The 21,411-nt window shown below is 72.2% G+C and carries 22 protein-coding genes; 1 reads left to right on the forward strand and 21 read right to left on the reverse strand.

Annotation, left to right across the window (positions count from 1 at the left end):
* Window positions 1-29: 29 nt before the first annotated feature.
* The 17 genes from whiG to proS all read right to left on the reverse strand — a co-directional run bounded on the left by whiG (window position 30) and on the right by proS (window position 13,609).
* Entirely contained in the window at window positions 30-866 is an 837-nt protein-coding gene (gene whiG, locus AC3EUJ_RS25635) for an RNA polymerase sigma factor WhiG (protein WP_431965224.1), read from the reverse strand.
* 165 nt (window positions 867-1,031) lie between these two features.
* On the reverse strand, window positions 1,032-2,267 hold the full coding sequence (gene dprA, locus AC3EUJ_RS25640; RefSeq protein WP_431965226.1) for a DNA-processing protein DprA: 1,236 nt from the start codon (window positions 2,265-2,267) through the stop codon (window positions 1,032-1,034).
* Window positions 2,264-3,877, reverse strand: coding sequence for a YifB family Mg chelatase-like AAA ATPase (locus AC3EUJ_RS25645; RefSeq protein ID WP_431965228.1), 1,614 nt, complete (start codon window positions 3,875-3,877; stop codon window positions 2,264-2,266). The genes dprA and AC3EUJ_RS25645 overlap by 4 nt, the downstream gene beginning before the upstream one ends.
* Window positions 3,877-4,248 carry a YraN family protein gene (locus AC3EUJ_RS25650; protein ID WP_431965230.1) on the reverse strand — a complete coding sequence of 124 codons (372 nt, stop codon included), beginning with the start codon at window positions 4,246-4,248 and terminating at the stop codon, window positions 3,877-3,879. Before AC3EUJ_RS25650 ends, AC3EUJ_RS25645 begins: the two co-directional genes overlap by 1 nt.
* A gap of 92 nt (window positions 4,249-4,340) precedes the next feature.
* The gene (locus tag AC3EUJ_RS25655) at window positions 4,341-4,667 is read right to left on the reverse strand and encodes a DUF2469 domain-containing protein (RefSeq protein WP_018562949.1); all 327 of its coding nucleotides are present in this window, start codon (window positions 4,665-4,667) and stop codon (window positions 4,341-4,343) included.
* Window positions 4,668-4,706: 39 nt separating this feature from the next.
* The gene (locus AC3EUJ_RS25660) at window positions 4,707-5,186 is read right to left on the reverse strand and encodes an NUDIX hydrolase (protein ID WP_431965232.1); all 480 of its coding nucleotides are present in this window, start codon (window positions 5,184-5,186) and stop codon (window positions 4,707-4,709) included.
* A 2-nt stretch (window positions 5,187-5,188) separates the two neighbouring features.
* Window positions 5,189-5,959 (reverse strand): signal peptidase I, encoded by a 771-nt coding sequence (gene lepB, locus AC3EUJ_RS25665; RefSeq protein ID WP_431965234.1) that lies wholly within the window; start codon window positions 5,957-5,959, stop codon window positions 5,189-5,191.
* Window positions 5,960-6,002: 43 nt separating this feature from the next.
* Window positions 6,003-6,740, reverse strand: a complete 738-nt coding sequence (gene lepB, locus AC3EUJ_RS25670; protein ID WP_431965265.1) for a signal peptidase I — start codon at window positions 6,738-6,740, stop codon at window positions 6,003-6,005.
* Between the two features lie 40 nt (window positions 6,741-6,780).
* Window positions 6,781-7,923, reverse strand: coding sequence for a signal peptidase I (gene lepB / locus AC3EUJ_RS25675; protein WP_431965236.1), 1,143 nt, complete (start codon window positions 7,921-7,923; stop codon window positions 6,781-6,783).
* Window positions 7,916-8,554 (reverse strand): signal peptidase I, encoded by a 639-nt coding sequence (lepB, locus tag AC3EUJ_RS25680; RefSeq protein ID WP_431965238.1) that lies wholly within the window; start codon window positions 8,552-8,554, stop codon window positions 7,916-7,918. The genes lepB (AC3EUJ_RS25675) and lepB (AC3EUJ_RS25680) overlap by 8 nt, the downstream gene beginning before the upstream one ends.
* A 42-nt stretch (window positions 8,555-8,596) precedes the next feature.
* On the reverse strand, window positions 8,597-8,947 hold the full coding sequence (gene rplS, locus AC3EUJ_RS25685) for a 50S ribosomal protein L19 (RefSeq protein WP_431965240.1): 351 nt from the start codon (window positions 8,945-8,947) through the stop codon (window positions 8,597-8,599).
* A gap of 131 nt (window positions 8,948-9,078) precedes the next feature.
* A complete protein-coding gene (gene trmD / locus AC3EUJ_RS25690; RefSeq protein ID WP_431965242.1) occupies window positions 9,079-9,888 on the reverse strand; it encodes a tRNA (guanosine(37)-N1)-methyltransferase TrmD in 810 nt (269 codons plus the stop codon).
* A 4-nt stretch (window positions 9,889-9,892) separates the two neighbouring features.
* A complete protein-coding gene (gene rimM, locus AC3EUJ_RS25695; protein ID WP_431965244.1) occupies window positions 9,893-10,426 on the reverse strand; it encodes a ribosome maturation factor RimM in 534 nt (177 codons plus the stop codon).
* Window positions 10,427-10,517: 91 nt separating this feature from the next.
* Window positions 10,518-10,757, reverse strand: coding sequence for an RNA-binding protein (locus AC3EUJ_RS25700; protein WP_018562958.1), 240 nt, complete (start codon window positions 10,755-10,757; stop codon window positions 10,518-10,520).
* A 2-nt stretch (window positions 10,758-10,759) separates the two neighbouring features.
* Complete coding sequence (gene rpsP, locus AC3EUJ_RS25705; RefSeq protein WP_018562959.1) at window positions 10,760-11,191, reverse strand: 30S ribosomal protein S16; 432 nt, start codon at window positions 11,189-11,191, stop codon at window positions 10,760-10,762.
* 224 nt (window positions 11,192-11,415) lie between these two features.
* Window positions 11,416-12,006, reverse strand: coding sequence for a hypothetical protein (locus AC3EUJ_RS25710; RefSeq protein WP_018562960.1), 591 nt, complete (start codon window positions 12,004-12,006; stop codon window positions 11,416-11,418).
* Window positions 12,007-12,196: 190 nt separating this feature from the next.
* Window positions 12,197-13,609 (reverse strand): proline--tRNA ligase, encoded by a 1,413-nt coding sequence (gene proS / locus AC3EUJ_RS25715; RefSeq protein WP_431965246.1) that lies wholly within the window; start codon window positions 13,607-13,609, stop codon window positions 12,197-12,199.
* Window positions 13,610-13,825: 216 nt separating this feature from the next.
* Here proS and AC3EUJ_RS25720 point away from each other — a divergent pair, with 216 nt between their 5' ends.
* Window positions 13,826-14,653, forward strand: coding sequence for a class I SAM-dependent methyltransferase (locus AC3EUJ_RS25720; RefSeq protein ID WP_431965248.1), 828 nt, complete (start codon window positions 13,826-13,828; stop codon window positions 14,651-14,653).
* Window positions 14,654-14,692: 39 nt separating this feature from the next.
* Here the strand turns inward: AC3EUJ_RS25720 and ftsH are convergent, their stop codons facing one another.
* From ftsH to AC3EUJ_RS25740, 4 genes are all read right to left on the reverse strand, one after another.
* Window positions 14,693-16,627: an ATP-dependent zinc metalloprotease FtsH gene (gene ftsH, locus AC3EUJ_RS25725; protein WP_431965250.1), complete on the reverse strand. Its 1,935-nt coding sequence runs from the start codon at window positions 16,625-16,627 to the stop codon at window positions 14,693-14,695.
* 36 nt (window positions 16,628-16,663) lie between these two features.
* On the reverse strand, window positions 16,664-17,179 hold the full coding sequence (locus tag AC3EUJ_RS25730; RefSeq protein WP_431965252.1) for a GNAT family N-acetyltransferase: 516 nt from the start codon (window positions 17,177-17,179) through the stop codon (window positions 16,664-16,666).
* A gap of 74 nt (window positions 17,180-17,253) precedes the next feature.
* Entirely contained in the window at window positions 17,254-18,792 is a 1,539-nt protein-coding gene (ffh, locus tag AC3EUJ_RS25735; protein WP_431965254.1) for a signal recognition particle protein, read from the reverse strand.
* A gap of 84 nt (window positions 18,793-18,876) precedes the next feature.
* Window positions 18,877-21,357, reverse strand: coding sequence for a [protein-PII] uridylyltransferase (locus AC3EUJ_RS25740; protein ID WP_431965256.1), 2,481 nt, complete (start codon window positions 21,355-21,357; stop codon window positions 18,877-18,879).
* Window positions 21,358-21,411 lie beyond the last annotated feature (54 nt).

Raw genomic sequence — 21,411 nt, forward strand, 5'->3', positions numbered from 1 at the left:
CACCGGGCGCACCCGTCGGCAAAGCGGGGTCAACGGCCCACGTCGGCCAGTTTCGCGCGCAATTGCAGAACGGATTTGGTGTGGATCTGGCTGACCCTGCTCTCGGTGACCCCGAGCACCTGACCGATCTCCGCCAGGGTCAGCCCCTCGTAGTAGTAGAGGGTGACCACGGTCTTCTCGCGCTCGGGCAGCGTGTTGACGGCACGGGCCAGCAGCCGGCGCAGCTCGCGGTCCTCGGCGACCTCGACGGGGTTGTCGGCGCCGGTGTCCTCCAGGGTGTCGACCAGGGTGAGCCGGTCGCCGCCCTCGGTGCCCGCGTGGAGCAGTTCCTCCAGGGCGACGACGTTGGCCAGGGAGAGCTGGCTGAAGACGCCGTGCAGCTCCTCCAGGGCGATACCCATCTCGGCGGCGACCTCCGACTCGCTCGGGGTCCGCCGCAGGGAGGCCTCGAGCGTGGCGTACGCGCGCTCGACGGCGCGGGCCTTCTGGCGCACCGAGCGCGGGATCCAGTCCAGGGCGCGCAGCTCGTCGATCATGGCACCGCGGATCCGGGTGATCGCATAGGTCTCGAACTTGATCGCGCGCTCCGGGTCGAACTTCTCGATGGCGTCGATGAGCCCGAAGACGCCGGAGGAGACGAAGTCCGCCTGTTCCACGTTGGCGGGCAGACCGACGCTCACACGTCCCGCCACGTACTTCACCAGGGGTGAGTAGTGCAGGATCAGCTGCTCGCGCAGGCGTGCGTCCCCCGTGGACTTGTAGGTCCGCCACAGCGCGTCGAGCGAGGTGGGGGCGGGCGGCCGGGGGTTTCCGGTGACGGCGGTCGCCGCCGTGCTGCCTTCGTGCCCGGGAGTGTGCCGGTGCATGCGTCGATCTGAGCCGTTCTGCGTGACCTGAGGGACGGGCGGGACTCGAACCTCCTTGAGCGTAGCGTGACGATACCGTCGCTCAGGGCGACGTTCGGGCGTCCCCATAACCTCGCCATCCTGGAGGTCCCAGGTCAAGAACCGTCCTGTCACCTGATGGTGTGTTCACCGGGAGAGCGTGTCGGCTTGGCTGCGTCCTCCCGTCGTGGGAGCCGACTCGCCGCCGGGCGTCAGCTTCCAGCGCGGTCCGTCCCGTTCGACGAAGCCGAGGGCGTGCAGCTCATGGAGCCTGGTGAGGGTCTCATCGGGGGCGCCGCCCGCGGCGACCGCGAGCTCCGCAACGCCGGCACCGCCCTGGCCGGGCAGAGCCTCCAGCACCCTGGCGGCCGCGGGTGGCAGCAGATCCCTCGGCAGGACCGGCCCCCGGCGCTCGGGCGCGAGGTCCTCACCGATGCGGCCGACGTGCTCGATGACCTCGGCGGCGCCGGTGACCAGGACCCCGTCCGCGCGCAGCAGCTCATGGACCCCCTGGGACAGCGCCGAGGTGCAGGGACCCGGCACGCCCATGACGAAACGGCCCAGCTTGCGGGCCCTGCGGGCGGTGATCAGGGAACCGCTGCGGTACTGCGCCTCGACGACGACGGTGCCCCGGGTGAGGGCGGCGATCACGCGGTTGCGCAGGACGAAGCGGCTGCGGGTGGGATGCGACCCGGGCGGCAATTCACCGATGAGCAGGCCCTGTTCGGCGATGCGTCCGATCAACTCGGCATGACCCGGCGGATACGGCACGTCCACTCCGGAGGCGACGACCCCGACGGTCGCCCCCGTCGCCGACAGCGCGCCCCGGTGCGCGGCGCCGTCGATGCCGTAGGCCGCACCGGAGACGGTGACCCAGCCGGCCTCCGCCAGGTCGGCGCCCAGGGACGCTGCCATGTGGGAGCCGTAGTCGGTGCAGGCGCGGGCGCCCACGACGGAGACCGACCGCAGCGCCCACATCCTCAGCGAGGCGCCGCCGCGCACCCACAGCCCGTACGGACGCTCGCCGCCCAGGTCGTCGAGCTGCCGCGGCCAGTCCGGATCGCCGGGGCACACGAAGCGGGCACCCATGGCCCGGGCCGCCGCCAGATCCCGCTCCGGCTGCGCCCTGCGGGCCCGCAGGGCGTAGCCGGCAGTCCGCCGCACCCCCGCCCCGGGCAGTTCCTCGCCGGCGGTCAGCGCCCGCACGGTCTCGACGGGGCCGAGCTCCCGGAGCCAGCTGTCGACGAGCCGGTCGCCGGGGTCTGCGATACGCGTCACGGCGGCGCGGGCCTGGCGCTCCTGCGGGGTCGGGGGAGGCTCCTCCTCCGGGCCCTCCGGGGCCGGCTCGTACTCCCCGTCCATGCCGGGCAGCATCTGCGTCATCGCGCTTCCCCCGTCGCCGCCATGCCGCGGCGCACACCTGTGCGCATCTCCAGGGCGCGCTCCATGTCGACGCCCGCGGGCCGGTCACGGCCCGCGAGGTCGGCGACCGTCCAGGCCACGCGCAGGACCCGGTCGAGCCCCCGCGCGGTGAGCAGTCCGCGCTCCATGTCCCGCTCGGCGGAGCGCAGCGCCCCGGGCGCCACGGCCCAGCGGGTGCGCAGCTCATGGCCGGGCACCTGGCTGTTGAGCCGCCACGGTGTGTCCGCGTACCGGGCGGCGGCTCGTTCGCGGGCCTCCCGCACCCGCGCGGCGACCACCGCGGTGGACTCCGCGGAGCCGGCGCCGCCGATCAGCTCGGAGCGGCTGACGGCCTCCACCTCCACCCGCAGGTCGACCCGGTCCAGGAGCGGCCCGGACAGCCGCCCCTGGTAGCGGCGGATCATGCTGGGCGTGCAGTCGCACATGCCGCCGGGTGAGCCGTACCGCCCACAGGGGCAGGGGTTCGCGGCGAGGACGAGCAGGAACCGCGCGGGGAGGCGGACGACTCCGGCGGCCCTGGCGATCACCACATGGCCGGACTCCAGGGGCTGCCTCAGCGCGTCGAGGGCCTGACCGTTGAATTCGGGTGCTTCGTCCAGGAAAAGCACACCCTTGTGGGAGAGGGAGACGGCCCCCGGCCGGGGCAGCCCGTTCCCGCCGCCGACAAGGGACTGCATGGTCGCCGAGTGGTGGGGTGCGCAGTAGGGCGGGTGGTCCACCATGTGCCGGTCCGGCGGCAGCATCCCGGCGACCGAGTGCACGGCGGTGACCTCCATCGCCTCCTGCCTGGTGAGGGGCGGCAGGAGCCCGGGCAGCCGCTCGGCCAGCATCGTCTTGCCCGCGCCGGGCGGCCCCTTGAGGTAGACGTGGTGGCCGCCCGCGGCCGCGACCTCCAGGGCGGTCCTGGCGGCGCCCTGTCCCGCGACCTCGGCCAGATCCGGGGCGCCGGTGCCGGTGTCGGCGAGTCCGCTGCCGAGCCCGGCGCCAGGCAGGGTGAGGCCGGCCAGCATCGGGTCGGGCCGCCCGTCGGCCGGCTCCTCTTCCTCCTCCGGGGCGAGCTCGTCGTTGAGCAGTGCGATCAGCTGCCGCAGGCTGCGGACCCCGAGCACGGAGACCCCCGGCACGAGCGAGGCCTCGGCGACCGTGCGCTCGGGCACCACGACGTGGCGGTACCCGGCGTCGGCGGCGGCGAGGACCGCGGGCAGCACCCCTCGGACCGGGCGGACCCGGCCGTCGAGACCGAGCTCGCCGATCATCATCAGGTCGGCGATGTCGCGCGGGGCGACGCGGTCGTTCGCGGCGAGGACGGCGCACGCGACCGCCAGGTCGAAGCCGCTGCCGCCCTTGGGGACCGAGGCCGGGCTGAGACCGACCGTCAGCTTCTTCTGCGGCCAGGTCTCACCACTGTTCACGATGGCGGCGCGGACCCGGTCACGGCTCTCACTGAGGCTCTTGTCCGGCAGCCCCACCAGCGTGAACGTGGCCACCCCGGCCTCCAGGTCCGCCTGGACCTCGACGACGACGCCCTCCACACCCAGCAGCGCCACAGAGCACGTACGGGCGAAGCCCATCACTCCACCCCCCGCACATGTTCGACGCGGGCGGCGCCTCGGGCCGGCAGCACCACACCCACCACGTCGATCCGCACCCCGCCCGGGGGCGGTCCGCCGTGATCGGCGAGCCAGCAATCGGCCAGCCGCCGCAGCCGCTCGGCCTTGCGCCGGGTGACGGCGGCCATCGGGTGCTCACCGCAGGCCTCGGTGCGCGACTTCACCTCGCACACCACGACCGCGTCCCCGTCCGCCGCCACGATGTCGATCTCGCCGTGGCGTTCGCGGTGCCGGCACCGCCAGTTCCGCTCCAGCACGATCATCCCGGCCTCGGTCAGTGACCGTGCCGCCAGTTCCTCGCCGTAGCGTCCGAAAGCCCCTCGGGCATTCATCCGTACCACCTCCGTCACTCACTGTGAGGGAGATGGCGCCCGAGAGATGATCTTGATGAGGGCCTGTGGACAACCCGCCGGCCCCGGCCGGCTCAGCCGTTGAAGCCGGAGTCGTCCGAGGGCAGGTCGAGGTCGGCCTTGTTCAGCTCCTCGATGTTCACGTCCTTGAAGGTCAGCACGCGCACCTGCTTCACGAAGCGCGCCGGCCGGTACATGTCCCACACCCACGCGTCGGCCATGGAGACCTCGAAGAACACCTCGCCCTGGACCGAGTGCACCTGCATCTCGTAGTCGTTGGTGAGGTAGAAACGACGCTCCGTCTCGATCACGTACTTGAACAGGCCGACGACGTCCCGGTACTCCCTGTAGAGCTTCAGCTCCATCTCGGTCTCGTACTTCTCGAGGTCCTCGGCGCTCATGGCATGTTCCCCTTCAGCCGTACGTCCCCCCATTGTGCGTCAGTCACGCTCCGTCCCCAGGTGAATCGGGGACAATGGCGGACCTTCGTCGAGCAGGTTGCGCAGCAGCTCGGCGAGCCTGGTCGGATACACCGTCTCATGCGAGGCGAGCAGTTCCTCGCAGGTCCACCATCGCAGGCCGTCGACGCTGCGCTGTTCGAGCTCCGTGAGCCCGCCCGTGTGCACCCGGACGTCGTCGGTGCGGGCCAGGTAGTACCACTCGTCCTGCTCCCAGCGCCGGCCGTCGAAGTCGAAGGCGCACGAGCGCTCCCACAGCACCGGCCCGAGCAGTGCCGTGGTGATGCCGGTCTCCTCCGCCAGCTCGCGGCGCGCGGCGACGTCCAGGCTCTCGCCCTCCTCCACGCCGCCGCCCGGGGTGAACCACCAGGTGACGGAGGGGTCGCCCGGCTCGTACCCGTGCAGCAACAGGATCCGGTCGGAGGGGTCGAGCAGGACGACCCGGGCCGCGCGCCGTCGCATCGCTATCGCGCCGCCCTCCGGCGCCGGGCCCGGTCCGCGACCGGGCCGTAGGCCGCACCCGCGAAGATCAGGACCACTCCGGCCGCGACCGCCACGCCCACCGTGCGCAGCGGACCGGGACTGGAGGGCCCGTCACCCGGCAGGGCGGTGAAGGCGCCCGTCCGGTCGACCATGCCGACGCGGCCTGGCGGCCAGGCGACGCCGTCGACCCGCGCGGACACCGTGCCGCGCGGCACGGAGCCGTTGTCGGCGTCGCCGAGGCGGAAGCGGGAGTCCTCGGACGTCGCCCGGTTGTCGCCCATCATGAACAGGTTGTCCCGGGGCACGGTGGCCGAGAAGGAGGCCGGCGAGGCCGGGCCCTCGGTGTCGAGGCGGTACGGCTCGTCGACCGGCTTTCCGTCGACCGTGAGCCGCCCCTGCTTGTCGCAGCAGGCCACCTTGTCACCGCCGACCGCCACGACCCGCTTCACCATGGGAACGTCCCCCCACAGCGGGTCGGTGAAGACCACGATGTCCCCGCGCCGCACCTGCGAGCCGTCGATCCGCTGGGCGAGGATCTTGTCGCCCGCGTCGACGGTCGGGGTCATCGACCCGGTGGGTACGGTGTACGGCCGGTAGACCAGCGCTCCCCAGACGAAGCCGCCGAGGAACAGCACGCAGCCAAGGGCGACGGCCAGACCGGAGACTATTCGTCCGGTCCGTCCGCCGCCCTGTTCGCCCGCTCGCCCCGTCGTCGTCCGCGCGCCCGTGCCCGTGCGTGTGCTCGTGCTCATGCGTCCGCACCTTACCCGGGGGTACGGACCCGGGGCAGCCCTCTCACCCGGCCTGGTTGATCAGACGGCGCCGCCGCCACAGCACCAGCGGGACCGCACCGGCCAGCCCGCCCGTGACCGGCAGGCCCGCGGCCGCCGCGTTGATGCCGGGCTGGTCGAAGGTGCTGGGGACGGGGAGGGTGGACCAGTTGCCGATCGGCCAGGCCACGACGACCGCGCGGCCGACGACCTCGTCCACGGAGACCGTGCCGTTGCCCGGCAGGTTCTGGTGGTACCGGGAGTCCAGGGAGTCCTGCCGGTGGTCACCCATCACCCAGATGCGTCCCTGCGGGACTTTGATCGGGCCGAAGGGACGGTCACCGCAGGGGGTGTTCCCCGGGTAGATGTACGGCTCGTCCAGTGCCTTGCCGTTCACCTTGACCGGGCCGGTGCCCTTGCACTCCACCGTGTCGCCGCCGACCGCGATGACCCGCTTGATCAGGTCCTTCTCCTCCGCGGACGGCATGAGGCCGACGAAGCTCAGGCCCTTTTGGATCGCGTTCGTCACCGGGTTGGTGTCCACCGGGACGGTCTCGCCGAGCCAGCCGCCCGGGTCGTGGAAGACCACGACCTCACCGCGTTCGGGCTCGGAGCCGAACCAGGGCGTGAGCTTGTCGACCAGGACCCGGTCGCCGATCCTGAGGGTGTTCTCCATCGACGCCGAGGGGATCGAGAACGCCTGCAGCAGAAAGGTCTTGATCAGCCAGGCCAGCGCGAGCGCGATGACGATCAGCAGCGGCAGTTCCTTCCAGAACGAACGCTGCTTCTTGTCCGCGCCGCCGTCACGGTCCTTCGTGTCGCTCGCCTCTTCGGAGGTTTCCGCGCCCGCGTCCGAGTTCTTCTTTCCGACCGGCGCCTCGCCGTTGCCCGCCGAGCCGCCCGACGTGGGGTCCCGATCCTCCGGCTCTCCGCGTCCGGACCTTGCGCCGACCACCAGGTCCCCCACATCCACTCCTTACTCCGCTTGCTGCGCGCTGCCGCCCGCGCCATATGCGCCGCAGGCTCACCACTCCCATAACGAGCGGAAGTTCCGCAGGAGTCGGGAGCGGAGTCATTCCTTGCCAATTGTTGGATGTTGCCACTCCCGGACCCGCCCTGGCGGCAGACGCGCCCGAACCCCCCGCGGCGGCGACGCCGGAATACGTCGCCGGTTCCTTCAGTCCCGCCCAGTGCCCCATCGGCCAGGCCACGGCGAAGGCCCTGCCCACCACCAGGCTCTCCGGCACGGTGCCGTTGCCGGCGTCCTTGAGGTGGAAGCGGGAGTCCGCGGAGTTGGAGCGGTGGTCGCCCATCACGAAGAGACGGTTGGGCGGGACCTTGACCGTGAACTTGATCTCCGAGGGCGGATTGCCCGGATGGATGTAGGGCTCGTTCAGGGGGGTCCCGTTGACGGTGACCCTCCCCTGGGCGTCGCAGCACTTCACCGTGTCGCCGCCGACCGCGACCACCCGCTTGATCAGGTCCTGCTCGTCCGCGGACGGCAGCAGCCCGATGAAGGTGAAGAACTCCTTGACCTGCTTGACGACCACCGGGTCCTCGCCGGACTGGGCCTGCTCGCCCTCCAGCCAGTTGCCGGGGTCCTTGAACACCACCACGTCACCGCGCTGCGGCCGGGAGCCGAACCACGGCGTGAGCTTGTCGACGACCACACGGTCGCCGATCCTGATCGTCTGCTCCATGGAGCCCGACGGGATGACGAAGGCCTGCAGCAGGAAGGTCTTGAGCACCAGCGCGATCAGCAGTGCGACGCCGATGAGCAGGGGTATCTCCTTGGCCGCGGAACGGCGCCGCCGGCGCTTGACCTTCCGCGCCAGCTTGCGCCGATCGGCACGGCCGCCGCCCCTGCGCGGACCGGCCGGCTCCTCACCCAGCAGGTACTCGGCACGGCTCGGCCGGCCAGGGCGCGCCCGGCCGCGGCTACCCATGGGCGCCGTCCAGGGACCGGCGGCGGCCCAGCGGCCATATGGTCGCCTCGGCCCGGCCGATCACCTTGTCCACCGGAACGGTGCCCCCGCCGGGGTCGCCGAGATGATCACGGGAATCCCGGCTGTCGGCACGGTGGTCGCCCATCACCCACAGCCTCCCCTTCGGAACCTCGATGTCGAACGCTACCCGGGACGGCGTGTCCCCGGGGTAAATATAGGTCTCGTCCAGCGGGCGCCCGTTGACGGTGATCCTGCCCGCCTCGTCGCAGCAGGTCACCCGGTCTCCGCCGACACCGACGACGCGCTTGACGAAGTCGGCCCCTCCGGAGTCCTGCACGAACGACCCCTTGCCGTCGAACACCACGATGTCGCCCCTGGCCGGCGTACTGCCGAAACGGTACGCCAGTTTGTTGACGAGTACCCGGTCCCCGGCCCGCAGGGTGTTCTCCATCGACCCGCTGGGGATCTCGAAGGGCTGCGCCACGAAGACGTTGACCAGCGCGACCACGGCGGCGGCCGCCACGACGAGCAGCGCATACCGCGGTGTACGTACGCCGAAGCGCGACCGCTCATCCCGCCGTTCGGCGGCATCGGCGCGGTCGCGCTCCGGAAGGTGTACCTCTGTGTCCATCGAGCGCAGAGCCTATAGGGCTCCGCATCATGCCCGGCAGGCTCAGCGCTCGCGCTTCTCCTTGATCTTCGCGGCCTTGCCGCGCAGCTCACGGAGGTAGTACAGCTTGGCGCGACGCACGTCACCGCGGGTCACGAGCTCGATCTTCTCGAAGATCGGGCTGTGCACCGGGAAGGTACGCTCGACGCCGACGCTGAAGGAGACCTTGCGCACCGTGAAGGTCTCACGGACGCCGGAACCCTGGCGGCGGATGACAACGCCCTTGAACTGCTGGATGCGGGAGCGGTTGCCCTCGATCACGCGGACGTGGACGTTGACGGTGTCACCCGGGCGGAAGGCCGGGACGTCGCTGCGCAGCGACGCGGCGTCGACGGAGTCGAGCAGGTGAGACATGTTCGTCTGCTTTCTTCGCCCATGCCACAGGTCATCGGCGGATTGTGGTGGTGATACGAATGCCGCGGCGTCGGACGGTCGTCATGTCCCCCTGTGGCAGGGGCGCACGCCGGACGCACAGCGGCAACGGCCTATTCTTCCACGGACTCCGGCACGCGCCCAAATCGCCCGTCCTCGCCGACGACCCAGCCGAGTGCGGCCAGCATCGACCGGTCCTTCTTGTCCAGGCTCGCCGGGTCGCAGCGTTCGATCAGGTCGGGGCGGTTCTCCGACGTACGGCGGAAGGCCTCGTCGCGGCGCCATCGGGCCACCTTGCCGTGGTGGCCGCTGAGCAGCACCTCCGGCACCCCGCGGTCGCGCCAGACCGGGGGCTTGGTGAAGACCGGGCCCTCCAGCAGGTCGGCCATGGCACCGGGGGCGAAGGAGTCGTCGCGGTGGGACTCGGCGTTGCCGAGCACGCCCGGCAGCAGACGGGCGACCGCCTCCACCATCACCAGGACCGGGGCCTCGCCGCCGGCCAGCACGTAGTCGCCGATGGAGACCTCGCGGACGTCGAGCCGCTCGCCGTACTCCTCGATGACCCGGCGGTCGATGCCCTCGTAGCGGGCCGGGGTGAAGACCAGCCAGGGCTTCCCGGACAGCTCGACCGCGAGCTCCTGGGTGAAGGGGCGGCCGCTCGGGGTGGGGACCACCAGCACGGGCGAGCCCTCGCCCGACTCCAGGACCGCGTCCAGGGCCTCACCCCACGGCTCGGGCTTCATGACCATGCCGGGCCCCCCGCCGTACGGGGTGTCGTCGACCGTGTTGTGCCGGTCGTGGGTCCACTGGCGCAGGTCGTGGACACGCACGTCCAGCTGCCCGCGCGCCCGGGCCTTGCCGACCAGGGAGACGTTCAGCGGCTCAAGATACTCGGGGAAGATCGTGACGACGTCGATGCGCATGGTCCTACTGCTCCTGCTGCTCCGTCTCGGCCTCGTCCAGCAGGCCGGGCGGGGGGGCGATGACCGCTCGCTGCCGCTCCAGGTCGATCTCGGGGACGATCTCGGCGACGAAGGGCACCATGACCTCGCTGCCGTCCGGCCGCTCGACGACCAGCAGGTCGTGGTACGGCAGGTGGGAGATCTCCTTGATCCGGCCGACCTCGGTGCCGTCGGCGGTGACCACGTCGAGGTCGACCAGCTGGTGGTCGTAGAACTCCTCGGGGTCCTCCGGCGTCTCGTCCGGGTCGACGTCGGCGATCAGCAGGACGTTGCGCAGCGCCTCGGCGCCGTTGCGGTCCTTGACCCCCGCGAAGCGCAGCATGAGCCGGCCGCTGTGCACCCGGCCGGCCTCCACGGTGAGCGGGCCGGCCGAGGCCGGGTCCGTGACGAGCACGGCGCCCGGGGCGAGCCGCAGTTCCGGCTCGTCTGTGCGCACCTCCACCGAGACCTCGCCCTTGATGCCATGGGCGCGGCCGATGCGTCCCACTACCAGCTGCACTTGTTCGCGCTCCTGTGCTCACGTGTCGGGTAAGGCCACGGGCCGGGGGCGGCCCAATTGCCACCCCCGGCCCGTGCCGGTGCTGCGTACCTCAGCGGACGTTGTCCACGTCGACGAGGTCGACGCGGACACCACGTCCACCGATCGCGCCCACGACAGTGCGCAGGGCGCGGGCGGTGCGGCCGTTGCGGCCGATCACCTTGCCGAGGTCGTCGGGGTGGACCCGGACCTCCAGGACCTTCCCTCGGCGCAGGGTACGCGCGGCGACCTGCACCTCGTCGGGATTGTCGACGATGCCCTTGACCAGGTGCTCGAGGGCCTCCTCGAGCACGATCAGGCCTCGGTCGACTCGGCCGCCTCGGCGGCCTCGTCCTTCTTGTCGGACTTCTTGGCCTTCTGGGTGATGGCCTCACCCTTGGGCTCGTCACCGGCGTCCTTTGCGGCGGCCTCGAAGAGGGCGCGCTTGTCGGCCTTGGGCTCGGCGACCAGGAGCGGGGCCGGAGCCGGCTCGCCCTTGAACTTCTGCCAGTCGCCGGTCTTCTTCAGGATGGCGAGCACGGGCTCGGTCGGCTGCGCGCCGACACCCAGCCAGTACGCGACGCGATCGGCGTTGACCTCGATGCGCGACGGGTTCTGGACGGGGTGGTACAGGCCGATCTCCTCGATGGCCCGGCCGTCACGGCGGGTACGGGAGTCGGCGACGACGATGCGGTAGTGAGGCGAACGGATCTTGCCCAGACGCTTCAGCTTGATCTTGACTGCCACGGGAGTGGGTTCTCCTGGTGTTGACGTGGTTGGGCAGGCCAGACCGCCACGTGGGGTTGTGGAGCCGGTTGCCCGACGGACGCGTCAGCCGAAGGAGAGAGGGGTCCTGCACGGCTGCCGAGTGCTCAGCTGACCATTCTGCCATACGGCGGGCATGCCACCGCACGCCGGTGACCCCACCGGCGCTGCCCCCGTGCGGTGCCGCCCCGTGCCGCGGCGGCGCTTCACGCGACCGCCGCGGCCTCCGGAATCCGGAACGGTGTGCCGCACGCCCCGCAGACGATCGGCGCCTGCGCGAGCACGGACGGCACGACCCGGACGTTGCGTCCGCAGTCGCAGACCGCCTTCACCCGTACGCCTCCGCCCGAGGACCCGTGCCGGGCGGCGGGCCCGCGGAAACTGCGGGCGGTGTCGGCGGCGGTCGCCGCGGTGTGCGCTCTGAGCGCGCGCTGCAGCCGGTCGATCGTCGCCCGGTAGCGCTTCTTGGTGTCCGGGCGCATCTGGACCAGGGAGAAGCCGCTGCTGGGGTGCGGCTCCTCGGAGTGGTCCAGGCCGAGCTCGTCGGCGATGGCCAGGAATCGACGGTTGTGGTAGCGCCCTGCCCGCGAGGTGTCCCGGACGCCACGCGCGGCGGCGACTCCGTGGACGGCCTCGTGCAGCAGGCGCTCGAAGGAGAGCTCCGTGCCGCACGCGGACGAGGACTCTCCGATCAGGGACTCGGGGGCGGCCAGGTCGGGCAGTTCGGGATGGTGCCGTTGAATGTCGGCCCATGCGACTGCCAGCTCGGCGGCGAGGACTGGTGGTGTCGTGCTCACGTCGTGACAACGAGCCGGGGGCGCCCTGTGTTCCGATACCGGGCCATCCCAAATATTTTGCACGTACTAGTCAGTTCCGGATGATGCGTACGGCTGAGGGCGGGTGCGGAGGACAGTGGAGAAGTCACGCACCCGCCTCAAGCATGGACGTACTGCCGATTACGTACGTCGCTTTTCAGTCAGTTGACGGTCAGTATGCCCGCGCGACGACCGCGACGGTACCCGGCGCGTCGTCCGCTTCCGGAACGCCCCCGTCCTCGGTGAGGAGGCAGCGCACCGACACGCCCTGTTCGGCCAGCTTGGCCTCGCCCTCCGGGCCGAGGTCCGCCCACGGGATGCGGCCCCAGCCGGTGGCCGCGGCCTCGGCGGCCTCGCCGATCGTCTTGACGTCCACGGTGCGGGACTCGCGCCGCTCACGGGACTGGCGCAGCAGCGTGGCCTGGTCCTCCTCCAGCGCCTTGGGCACCAGCGCGATCAGCTCGTCGATCGCCACCGGCTCCTTGCCCCCGGGGATGCGGCGGGCGAGCATCGCGGTGCCGTTCTCCAGGTCGCGCGGGCCGACCTCGACGCGGACGGGCACGCCCTTGAGCTCCCAGTCCACGGCGCGGCGGCCGAAGGGGGTGTCGGTGCGGACGTCGATCTGCACGCGCACGCCCGCGGCCTTGAGCCGGTCGCCGATCTCCCGGACCTTGGCCACGACCGCGTCGTCGCCCTTGATCGCCAGGATCACGGCCTGCACCGGCGCCAGGCGCGGCGGCACACGCAGTCCGTTGTCGTCGCCGTGGGACATGATCAGGCCGCCGACCATGCGGGTCGACACGCCCCAGGAGGTCTGCCAGACCAGCTCCTGCTGCCCCTCCTTCGACAGGTACGAGGTGTTGAAGGCCTTGGCGAAGTTGGTGCCCAGCTCGTGGCTGGTGCCCATCTGAAGCGCCTTGCCGTCGCCCATCATGCCCTCCAGGGTGAGGGTGTTGATGGCGCCGGCGAAGCGCTCGCGTGCGGTCTTGCGGCCCAGGACGACGTCGATGCCCAGGACGTCGATCATGAAGTCGCCGTACACGTCGCGGTGGATCATCGCGGCGTAGTCGCGGGCGTCCTCGTAGGTGGCGTGCGCGGTGTGGCCCTCCTGCCACAGGAACTCACTCGTACGGAGGAAGAGCCGCGAGCGCATCTCCCAACGGACCACGTTGGCCCACTGGTTGATGAGCAGGGGCAGGTCGCGGTAGCTCTGCACCCACTTGGAGAAGTACTCGTTGATGATCGTTTCGGAGGTGGGCCGGACGACGACCGGCTCCTCCAACTCCTTGCCGCCGCCGTGGGTGACCACGGCCAGCTCCGGCGCGAAGCCCTCGACGTGCTCGGCCTCCCGGGTCAGGTAGGACTGCGGGATGAAGAGCGGGAAGTACGCGTTCTGGGCGCCCGCCTCCTTGATCCGCGCGTCCATCTCCTGCTGCATCCGCTCCCACAGCGAGTACCCGTACGGCCGGATGACCATGGTGCCGCGCACCGGGCCGTTGTCGGCCAGCTCGGCCTTGTTGATCAGGTCCTGGTACCAGCGCGGGAAGTCGTCCGCCTGGGGCGTGAGTACGGGAGCCTTTGCCATGCCGCAGATGGTACGGGGACAGCGGCACCGGACGTGAATCGGCGGGGTCGTGAATCGGCCCGATCCTCACCTTCAAACCTATGGACTACGGCCCGGAAGGGGAGTTGGCTGGCTCCGGGGGCGTGCGTGGCGTGACGGACACGGTGCGCGGCGTAACCGGGGGGCGTACGAGGAAGGCTTTCGGCGAGACGGCGACGCGGCTGATTGGGGCGCTCGATGACACCTACGCTCGCACGGCACCCACGAACACACCGGACCGACGGCAGGGCGCGTGACTGGGCGGAGATCCAGGAGCGGATGCTCGTACCGCTCTACGAGGCGGTGCACGAGCGGCTGGAGGTCGGCCCCCGCACCCGGCTGCTCGGCATCGGCTGCGGATCGGGGCTCGCGCTGCTCATGGCCTCGGCCCGGGGCGCGGCGGTCACGGGGTGCGATCCGGACGACCGGCGTCTCGAACTGGCCCGGCAGCGGCTGCTGCCCGAGCCGCAGTGGGGCCCGCCGGTACGGTCAGGCGGGCGCACCCGGCTTGTGCCGGGCGGCCCTGAGGCGGTGCCCGTACCGGAAGGGGCACCGTTCACGATGGTCACCGCCCTGGACCCGGGGACGGCGCCGGCGGCGCTGGTCCCGGCGCTCAGGGCCGCCGCCGGCCTCGCCGAGCGGGGCAGCCCGGTCGTGCTGGCCGGCTGGGGACCGCCCGAGCGCTGCGCCACCGGACGGGTGCTTCGTGTCGCGGCCCGGCTGGCCGAGCCGCGCGGCGCCTCCCCCGCGGTCCGGCTCAGCGGCCGTGACGACCTGGAGGACCTGGCGCGGGGGGCGGGGCTGCGCCCGGACGGATCGGGACGGGTGTCCTGCCCGTTCGGCTACCCCGACATGGACAGCGCGGTGCGCGGCCTGGTGTCGACCGGGCTCTTCGACGCCGCCGTGGCGGCCACCGACGAGGACCAGGTGCGCAAGGAACTGCGCGAGGCGCTGCACGCGTACCGGCGCGCCGACGGCACGGTCCGGATGGAGAACGTGTTCCGGTACCTGGTGGCCCGGGTGTAGCCGGAACGTTCCGTCGACGACCGCGCGACCGCGCTGCGGCTACTCGGCGGCCTTCTCGAGCCGCGGGATGCCCGCCGCCTCGTAGGCCTCCCCCTCCTCCAGCGTCTCGGCCTCCAGCAGCCGTTCCGCGAGGGCGTCCAGTTGCTCACGGTGCCGGCTCAGCAGCCGGCAGGCCGTCCCGTAGCACTCGTCCACGATCCTGCGCATCTCGGCGTCGATCACGTCGAGGGTGGCGGGGGCGGCGGACAGTCCGTACGGCTGCTGGGAGTCGGCCGGGATCGCGGAGAGCGGGCCGACCTTCTCGCTCATGCCCCATCGGCCGACCATGCCCCGGACGACGCCCGTGACCTGCTCCAGGTCGTTCTCGGCGCCGGTGGTGATCACCCCGAAGACGACGTGTTCGGCGGCCATGCCGCCGAGCGCGCCGATGATCCGGCCGCGCAGGTACTCCTCGGTGTACGCGTAGCGGTCGGAGTCGGGGGTGGAGAGGGTGACCCCGAGGGCGCGGCCGCGCGGCACGATGGTGATCTTGCGTACGGGGTCGGCGCCCGGGTGCAGCATGCCGAGCAGGGCATGCCCGGACTCGTGGTAGGCGGTGCGCCGGCGCTCCTCGGCGGGTATGACGAGCGGGCGTGCCGCGCCCAGCTGCACCTTCTCCAGGGCGTCGGAGAGCTCGCTCTGCCCGACGGCGCCCTTGCCGCGCTTGACGGCCAGCAGCGCGGCCTCGTTGGCGAGGTTGGCGAGCTCCGCGCCCGTCATCCCGGGCGTCGCGCGGGCCACGGCGGTCAGGTCGATCCCGCCCGCCAGGGGGACTGGGCGCAGGTGGATACGGAGGATGGCCTCGCGGCCCGTGCGGTCGGGCGGGCTGACGTGGACGACACGGTCGAAGCGGCCGGGCCGGGTCAGGGCGGGGTCGAGGACGTCGGGCCGGTTGGTGGCGGCGATGACGACGACGCCCTCGGAGCCGGAGAAGCCGTCCATCTCGGTGAGGATCTGGTTGAGGGTCTGCTCCCGCTCGTCGTGGCCGCCGATGCCGCCCGCGGCGCCGCGGGCGCGGCCGATGGTGTCGATCTCGTCGATGAAGATGATCGCCGGGGCGACCTTGCGGGCCTCGGCGAACAGCTCGCGCACCCGGCCGGCGCCGACGCCCACGATCATCTCGATGAACTCGGAGGCGGAGGCGGAGAAGAACGGCACGTCGGCCTCGCCGGCCACGGCCCGGGCGAGCAGGGTCTTGCCGGTGCCCGGCGGTCCGGCGAGCAGCACGCCGCGCGGCATCCGCGCCCCGAGCGCCCGGTAGGCCTGGGGGCGCTTGAGGAAGTCGACGACCTCGCCCAGCTCGGCCTCCACCTCGTCGATGCCCGCCACGTCGGCGAAGGTGGTACGGCGGCCCGCCTCGGGGACGACCGGCCGCGGCGGGCCTCTGCGGCCGATGCCGCCCAGCCCGCCGAGCCCACCCGCGAGCTTGCTCATCCGGCGGGAGACGTAGAGCCACAGCACGACCAGCAGCAGCACGGGGGCGAGCGAGAGCAGCAGGTTGTAGAGCAGTCCGCGCTGCTGGACCACGGGTTCGGCGGTGACGGTGACCTCGTTCTTGGCCAGGGTCGCCCACAGGTCGTCGTCGGCGAAGACCGGCCGCTGGGTCTTGAACTGCGTGTACGTACCCTCGGCCGCGCCGGGGACCTCCTGCTTCTTCTTGAGCTGTCCCTCGATGGAGTCGCCCTTGGAGTAGATCTTCGAGATGTTGTCCGCGGCGAGCTGCCGGTCGAACTCGGTGTACGAGATCGTGGTCGGCCGGGGCCCGGTGAAGAACGAGAGCACCAGGTCGGTGATGAGGAAGACGACGAGCGCCGTCAGGATCATGCCGCCCCAGCCGCCCATGCGGCGCCGTCGCCGGGTGGGCGGCGAGGCCGGCGCGCCCTCCGTCCGCCATGGGTCGTCCGGATTCTGCCGGGGCGGTACGGGATTGCCCATATCCCGACAATAAGGACAGCTCCGCTCCGGCGCCCCTCAGGCCCCAGGCCACTCCTCGGCGGTGAGCGCGAAGCGCTCGTGGTCGCGCCAGGCGTCGTTCAGGTAGAGCATCCGGGGCGTGAAGCCCTCGTGACGGAAGCCGAGGCGCTTGGCCATGGCGACGGACCGTTCGTTCTCCGGCTGCACGTTGATCTCCAGCCGGTGCAGGCCCAGGCCCCGCGGTTCGGGGGCGAAGCAGCGGTCGACGACCAGCCGCATGCCCTCGCTCATCCGCCCGGTGCCGACGAAGGGCACGTAGCTGTCGTAGCCGAGGCTGGCGTTGCGGAAGCGTCCCATGACGATGTTGGCCACGTTGCACTTGCCGACGATCCCGCCGCTCTCCTCGTCGAGGATCAGGAACGTCCGCAGCACGGGCCCCTGGCGCCGCAGCAGTTCGGGCAGCCCGTCCGGTTCGACCGGGTTCCACCGGCCGATGTGCTCGGCGGAGCGCAGCACCGCCTCCCGGTAGGCGGGGGCGTCGGCCGGCTCCGGGGGGCGGATGTGTACGCGCATGGGTCCATGATGCATGCGCGGCGGCGGTGCGCCCTCCTCAGGAGGCACCGCCGCCGTACGCACATGGACCGGGGTCAGCCCATGAACTTCTTGAACTCGTCGGGCAGTTCGAAGTTCTGGCCGTCCTGGCCGGCCGGCATGCCGAAGGCGCCACCGGCCTGCTGCTCGCGACGTGCGGCCTCGGCCCTCTCCTGCTCGGCCCGCTTGAGCGGGTTGCCGCTCTGCCGCTTGCCCTTGGCCTTCTTCTGCTGCTTCTTCTGGCGGGCGCCACCGCCCATGCCCGGCATGCCGGGCATCCCGGGGATGCCGCCCTGGGCCATCCGCGACATCATCTTGCGCGCCTCGAAGAACCGCTCCACCAGGCTCTTCACGGCGCTGACGTCCACGCCGGAACCGCGGGCGATGCGGGCGCGGCGGGAGCCGTTGATGATCGTGGGGTCCTGGCGCTCGCCCGGGGTCATCGACTTGATGATCGCGGCGGTGCGGTCCACGTCGCGCTCGTCGAGGTTGTTGATCTGGTCCTTGATCTGGCCCATGCCCGGGAGCATGCCGAGCAGCTTGGAGATCGAGCCCATCTTGCGGACCTGCTCCATCTGCTGGAGGAAGTCGTCGAGGGTGAACTCCTTGGGACCCTTGGCCAGCTTCTCGGCCATCTTCTGGGCCTCGGCCTGGCTGAAGGTCTGCTCGGCCTTCTCGATCAGGCTGAGGACGTCGCCCATGCCCAGGATGCGCGAGGCCATCCGGTCGGGGTGGAAGGCGTCGAAGTCGTCCAGCTTCTCGCCGTTGGAGGCGAACATGATCTGGCGGCCGGTGACGTGCGCGATGGACAGCGCCGCACCACCGCGGGCGTCGCCGTCGAGCTTGGAGAGCACCACGCCGTCGAAGCCGACGCCGTCACGGAAGGCCTCGGCGGTGTTGACCGCGTCCTGGCCGATCATGGCGTCGACGACGAAGAGGATCTCGTCGGGCTGCACGGCGTCGCGGATGTCCGCGGCCTGCTGCATCATCTCGGCGTCGATGCCGAGGCGGCCGGCGGTGTCGACGATGACGACGTCGTACTGCTTGGTGCGGGCGTGCTCGATGGAGTCCTTGGCCACCTGGACCGGGTCGCCCACGCCGTTGCCGGGCTGCGGCGCGAAGACCGCGACGCCCGCCCGCTCCGCGACGACCTGGAGCTGGTTGACCGCGTTGGGACGCTGGAGATCGGCGGCGACCAGCAGCGGGGCGTGGCCCTGGCCCTTCAGCCAGCGGCCGAGCTTGCCGGCCAGGGTCGTCTTACCGGCACCCTGCAGACCGGCGAGCATGATCACGGTCGGCGGCTGCTTGGCGAAGCGCAGCCGGCGGGTCTCACCGCCGAGGATGCCGATCAGCTCGTCGTTGACGATCTTGATGACCTGCTGGGCGGGGTTGAGCGCCTGGGACACCTCGGCCCCGGCCGCCCGCTCCTTGACCTGCTTGATGAAGGCACGGACCACCGGCAGCGCGACGTCCGCCTCCAGCAGCGCGATGCGGATCTCGCGCGCCGTGGCGTCGATGTCCGCCTCGGACAGGCGGCCCTTGCCCCGGAGGTTCTTGAACGTCGCTGCGAGGCGGTCGGAAAGGGTGTCGAACACGTCGGTCGCGGATCCTCAGGTCGGGGGCGGGTGATAGGTCGTCCTCAAGGGTATCCGCCCGGCCCGCGAAAGGTCTCCACCGCGTCAGCGCAGGGCCCGCTCGACCTCGTCGGCGACCTCGGCCGCCGTGACGTCGGGAAGCGGATCCCCGGCGGTGTCGGTGACGTAGAAGGCGTCCACGGCGTTGGCTCCGAGCGTACTGATCCGGGCGGACCTGACGTTCACGCCGGTGGACTCCAGGGCCCGGCCGATGCGGTGCAGCAGCCCCGGGGCGTCGTGGGCGCGGACCTCGATGACGGTGGCGGCGCTGGAACTGCCGGCGGCCACGGTCACGCGGGGCGGTGGGGGCGTGACGCCGCGGCGGCGGGGATACGCGGACTCGCGCTCCGCCAGCCGCGCCTCGATGTCGAGGGAGCCGGCGAAGGCCCGGGCGAAGTCGTTGCGCAGCCGTGCCGCCTCGGGCAGCGAGCCGTATTCGGCGGCCACCCGCCAGCGCAGGAGGGTCACCGGGCCCTGCCCGATGGGGTCGACCGCGCGCAGGTCGGCGGCGCGGACGGTGAGCCGGTGCAGGGCGAGCACGCCCGCCGCCGCCGCGAGCAGCCCGGGGCGGTCGGGGACGGCGAGCAGCAGCTCCACGCCGACGGGCTCGGGTTCGTCCCCCGCGGTCCTCGGGGCGGCCCCGTCGGGGTCGGGCTCGGCGTGGGCGTGCAGCGCGATGACCGGGCCCTGGGTGCGCGCCGCCTCGACGGCCAGCCGCTCCTCCTCGGCGGTGGGCTCGGGGTCGGCGGGCTCGGGCACCGCCCCGCTCGCCAGGACGGCGGCGACCCGCTTGACCAGGTCGCCGACGAGCGAGGACCGCCAGGCGCTCCAGGCGGCCGGACCGGTGGCGAGGGCGTCCGCCTCGGTCAGCGCGTGGAGCAGGTCCAGTGTCTCGGAGTCGCGGACGGCCTCGGCGACGCTCTGCACGGTGGCGGGGTCGTCCAGGTCGCGCCGGGTCGCGGTCTCGATCAGCAGCAGATGGTGGCGCACCAGCAGGGCCAGTGTCTCCACATCGGCGCGGCCGAAGCCGAAGCGGGCCGCGACGTCGCGGGCGATGACCTCGCCGGCCTCTGAGTGGTCGCCGGGCCAGCCCTTGCCGATGTCGTGCAGCAGGGCGGCGATGAGCAGCAGGTCGGGGCGGCCGACCCGGCGGGTCAGGCGCGAGGCCCGCACCGCGCACTCGATGAGGTGCCGGTCGACGGTCCAGATGTGCACGGCGTTGCGCTGCGGGCGGCAGCGGACCCGCTCCCAGTCCGGGAGCAGCCGCGTGATCATGCCCTCCGCCTCCAGGGCCTCCCACACCTGCACGGTCGACTCCCCCGCGCCGAGCAGCGTGACGAGCTGTTCGCGGGCCTCGGCGGGCCAGGGCACCGGCAGCGGCCGGCCGGCCTGGGCCACGCTCAGCCGGCGGACCGCGTGCAGCGACAGTGGTACGCCGTGCTCGGCCGCGGCCGCCGCGGCGCGCAGCGGCAGCACGGGGTCGCGCTCGGGCCTGGCGGTGAGCGCGAGGACGGCCTCGCCCTCGTGCTCCACGACGCCGTCGGCCAGCGGGGTGCGCTGGGGCGCGTCCCCGCTCTGCCCGGGACGCGAGCGGCCGAGCAGCCCGCGTCGGCGGGGCCGCATCTGGCGGGAGCGCAGGACCCTGCCGACCTCGCGCCAGGTGACGTCGAAGGCGTAGCTGACGGTCCGGGCGGCCTCGTACACCTGGCGCAACAGCGCGTCGGCGTCCAGCAGGCCGAGCGCGGTGGCCACCTGGTCCTGCTCCTGCAGGGCCAGCCGGTCGGTGGCACGGCCGGTCACCAGATGGAGGGTGTCCCGGGCGTCGAGCAGGCGGGTCCTGGCGTCCTCCAGGCCCTCGCGTGGCGCGTCCGCGAGCCAGGAGGCGGCGACGGCGCGCAGGGCGGTGGCGTCGCGCAGCCCGCCGCGGGCCTCCTTGAGGTCGGGTTCCAGCAGGTACGAGAGCTCGCCGTGACGTTCTGCGCGCTCCAGGCACAGTTCGTGGAGCGCGGGGAGTCGCTTGGGGGCCTGGTTGCGCCAGTCGGCGAGGACGGCGGCGCGCAGGGAGGCGGTGAGGGCGGTGTCGCCCGCGATGTGGCGGGCGTCGAGGAGGCCGAGCTGGACCTTGAGGTCCTCCGCGGCGGTCTTGCGGACCTCGGCGGGGGTGCGGACGGAATGGTCGAGGGCGACGCCCAGGTCCCAGACCGGGTACCAGATCCCGTCGGCGAGGCCGGCGACGTCCGTGGGCCCGGCGGAGCCGTCGTGGAGCAGCAGTAGGTCGAGGTCGCTGCGCGGGGAGAGCTCGCCCCTGCCGTAGCCGCCGACCGCGACCAGCGACCAGCCCCGGGCCCCGGTCCGGCAGGCCGCGCCGCGGGCGAGGTCGGCGAGCCAGGCGTCGGTCAGGGCGGCCAGCGCCTTGCGCCGCGGCGCCCCTGAGGGGCCCTCACCGTTCAGGAGGGCCAGCCGGGCCGCCGCATAGCCTGCGGGGGCGTGTCCGTCGTGGGCTTTCGCGTCGACGTTCTCCGTCACACTGTCTCCAGTCGCGGGCCGTGCGGTGGAACCGCTCGGGTCGGGGGTGCGAAG

Source organism: Actinacidiphila sp. bgisy160 (assembly GCF_057707815.1).

What these genes read in the sequence shown, in the direction of transcription:
- whiG (WP_431965224.1), bottom strand. Translation starts at nt 866, where the DNA reads ATGCACCGGCACACTCCCGGGCACGAAGGCAGCACGGCGGCGACCGCC.
- dprA (WP_431965226.1), bottom strand. Translation starts at nt 2,267, where the DNA reads ATGACGCAGATGCTGCCCGGCATGGACGGGGAGTACGAGCCGGCCCCG.
- AC3EUJ_RS25645 (WP_431965228.1), bottom strand. Translation starts at nt 3,877, where the DNA reads ATGGGCTTCGCCCGTACGTGCTCTGTGGCGCTGCTGGGTGTGGAGGGC.
- AC3EUJ_RS25650 (WP_431965230.1), bottom strand. Translation starts at nt 4,248, where the DNA reads ATGAATGCCCGAGGGGCTTTCGGACGCTACGGCGAGGAACTGGCGGCA.
- AC3EUJ_RS25655 (WP_018562949.1), bottom strand. Translation starts at nt 4,667, where the DNA reads ATGAGCGCCGAGGACCTCGAGAAGTACGAGACCGAGATGGAGCTGAAG.
- AC3EUJ_RS25660 (WP_431965232.1), bottom strand. Translation starts at nt 5,186, where the DNA reads ATGCGACGGCGCGCGGCCCGGGTCGTCCTGCTCGACCCCTCCGACCGG.
- lepB (WP_431965234.1), bottom strand. Translation starts at nt 5,959, where the DNA reads ATGAGCACGAGCACACGCACGGGCACGGGCGCGCGGACGACGACGGGG.
- lepB (WP_431965236.1), bottom strand. Translation starts at nt 7,923, where the DNA reads ATGGGTAGCCGCGGCCGGGCGCGCCCTGGCCGGCCGAGCCGTGCCGAG.
- lepB (WP_431965238.1), bottom strand. Translation starts at nt 8,554, where the DNA reads ATGGACACAGAGGTACACCTTCCGGAGCGCGACCGCGCCGATGCCGCC.
- rplS (WP_431965240.1), bottom strand. Translation starts at nt 8,947, where the DNA reads ATGTCTCACCTGCTCGACTCCGTCGACGCCGCGTCGCTGCGCAGCGAC.
- trmD (WP_431965242.1), bottom strand. Translation starts at nt 9,888, where the DNA reads ATGCGCATCGACGTCGTCACGATCTTCCCCGAGTATCTTGAGCCGCTG.
- proS (WP_431965246.1), bottom strand. Translation starts at nt 13,609, where the DNA reads ATGGCAAAGGCTCCCGTACTCACGCCCCAGGCGGACGACTTCCCGCGC.
- AC3EUJ_RS25720 (WP_431965248.1), top strand. Translation starts at nt 13,826, where the DNA reads ATGACACCTACGCTCGCACGGCACCCACGAACACACCGGACCGACGGC.
- ftsH (WP_431965250.1), bottom strand. Translation starts at nt 16,627, where the DNA reads ATGGGCAATCCCGTACCGCCCCGGCAGAATCCGGACGACCCATGGCGG.
- AC3EUJ_RS25730 (WP_431965252.1), bottom strand. Translation starts at nt 17,179, where the DNA reads ATGCGCGTACACATCCGCCCCCCGGAGCCGGCCGACGCCCCCGCCTAC.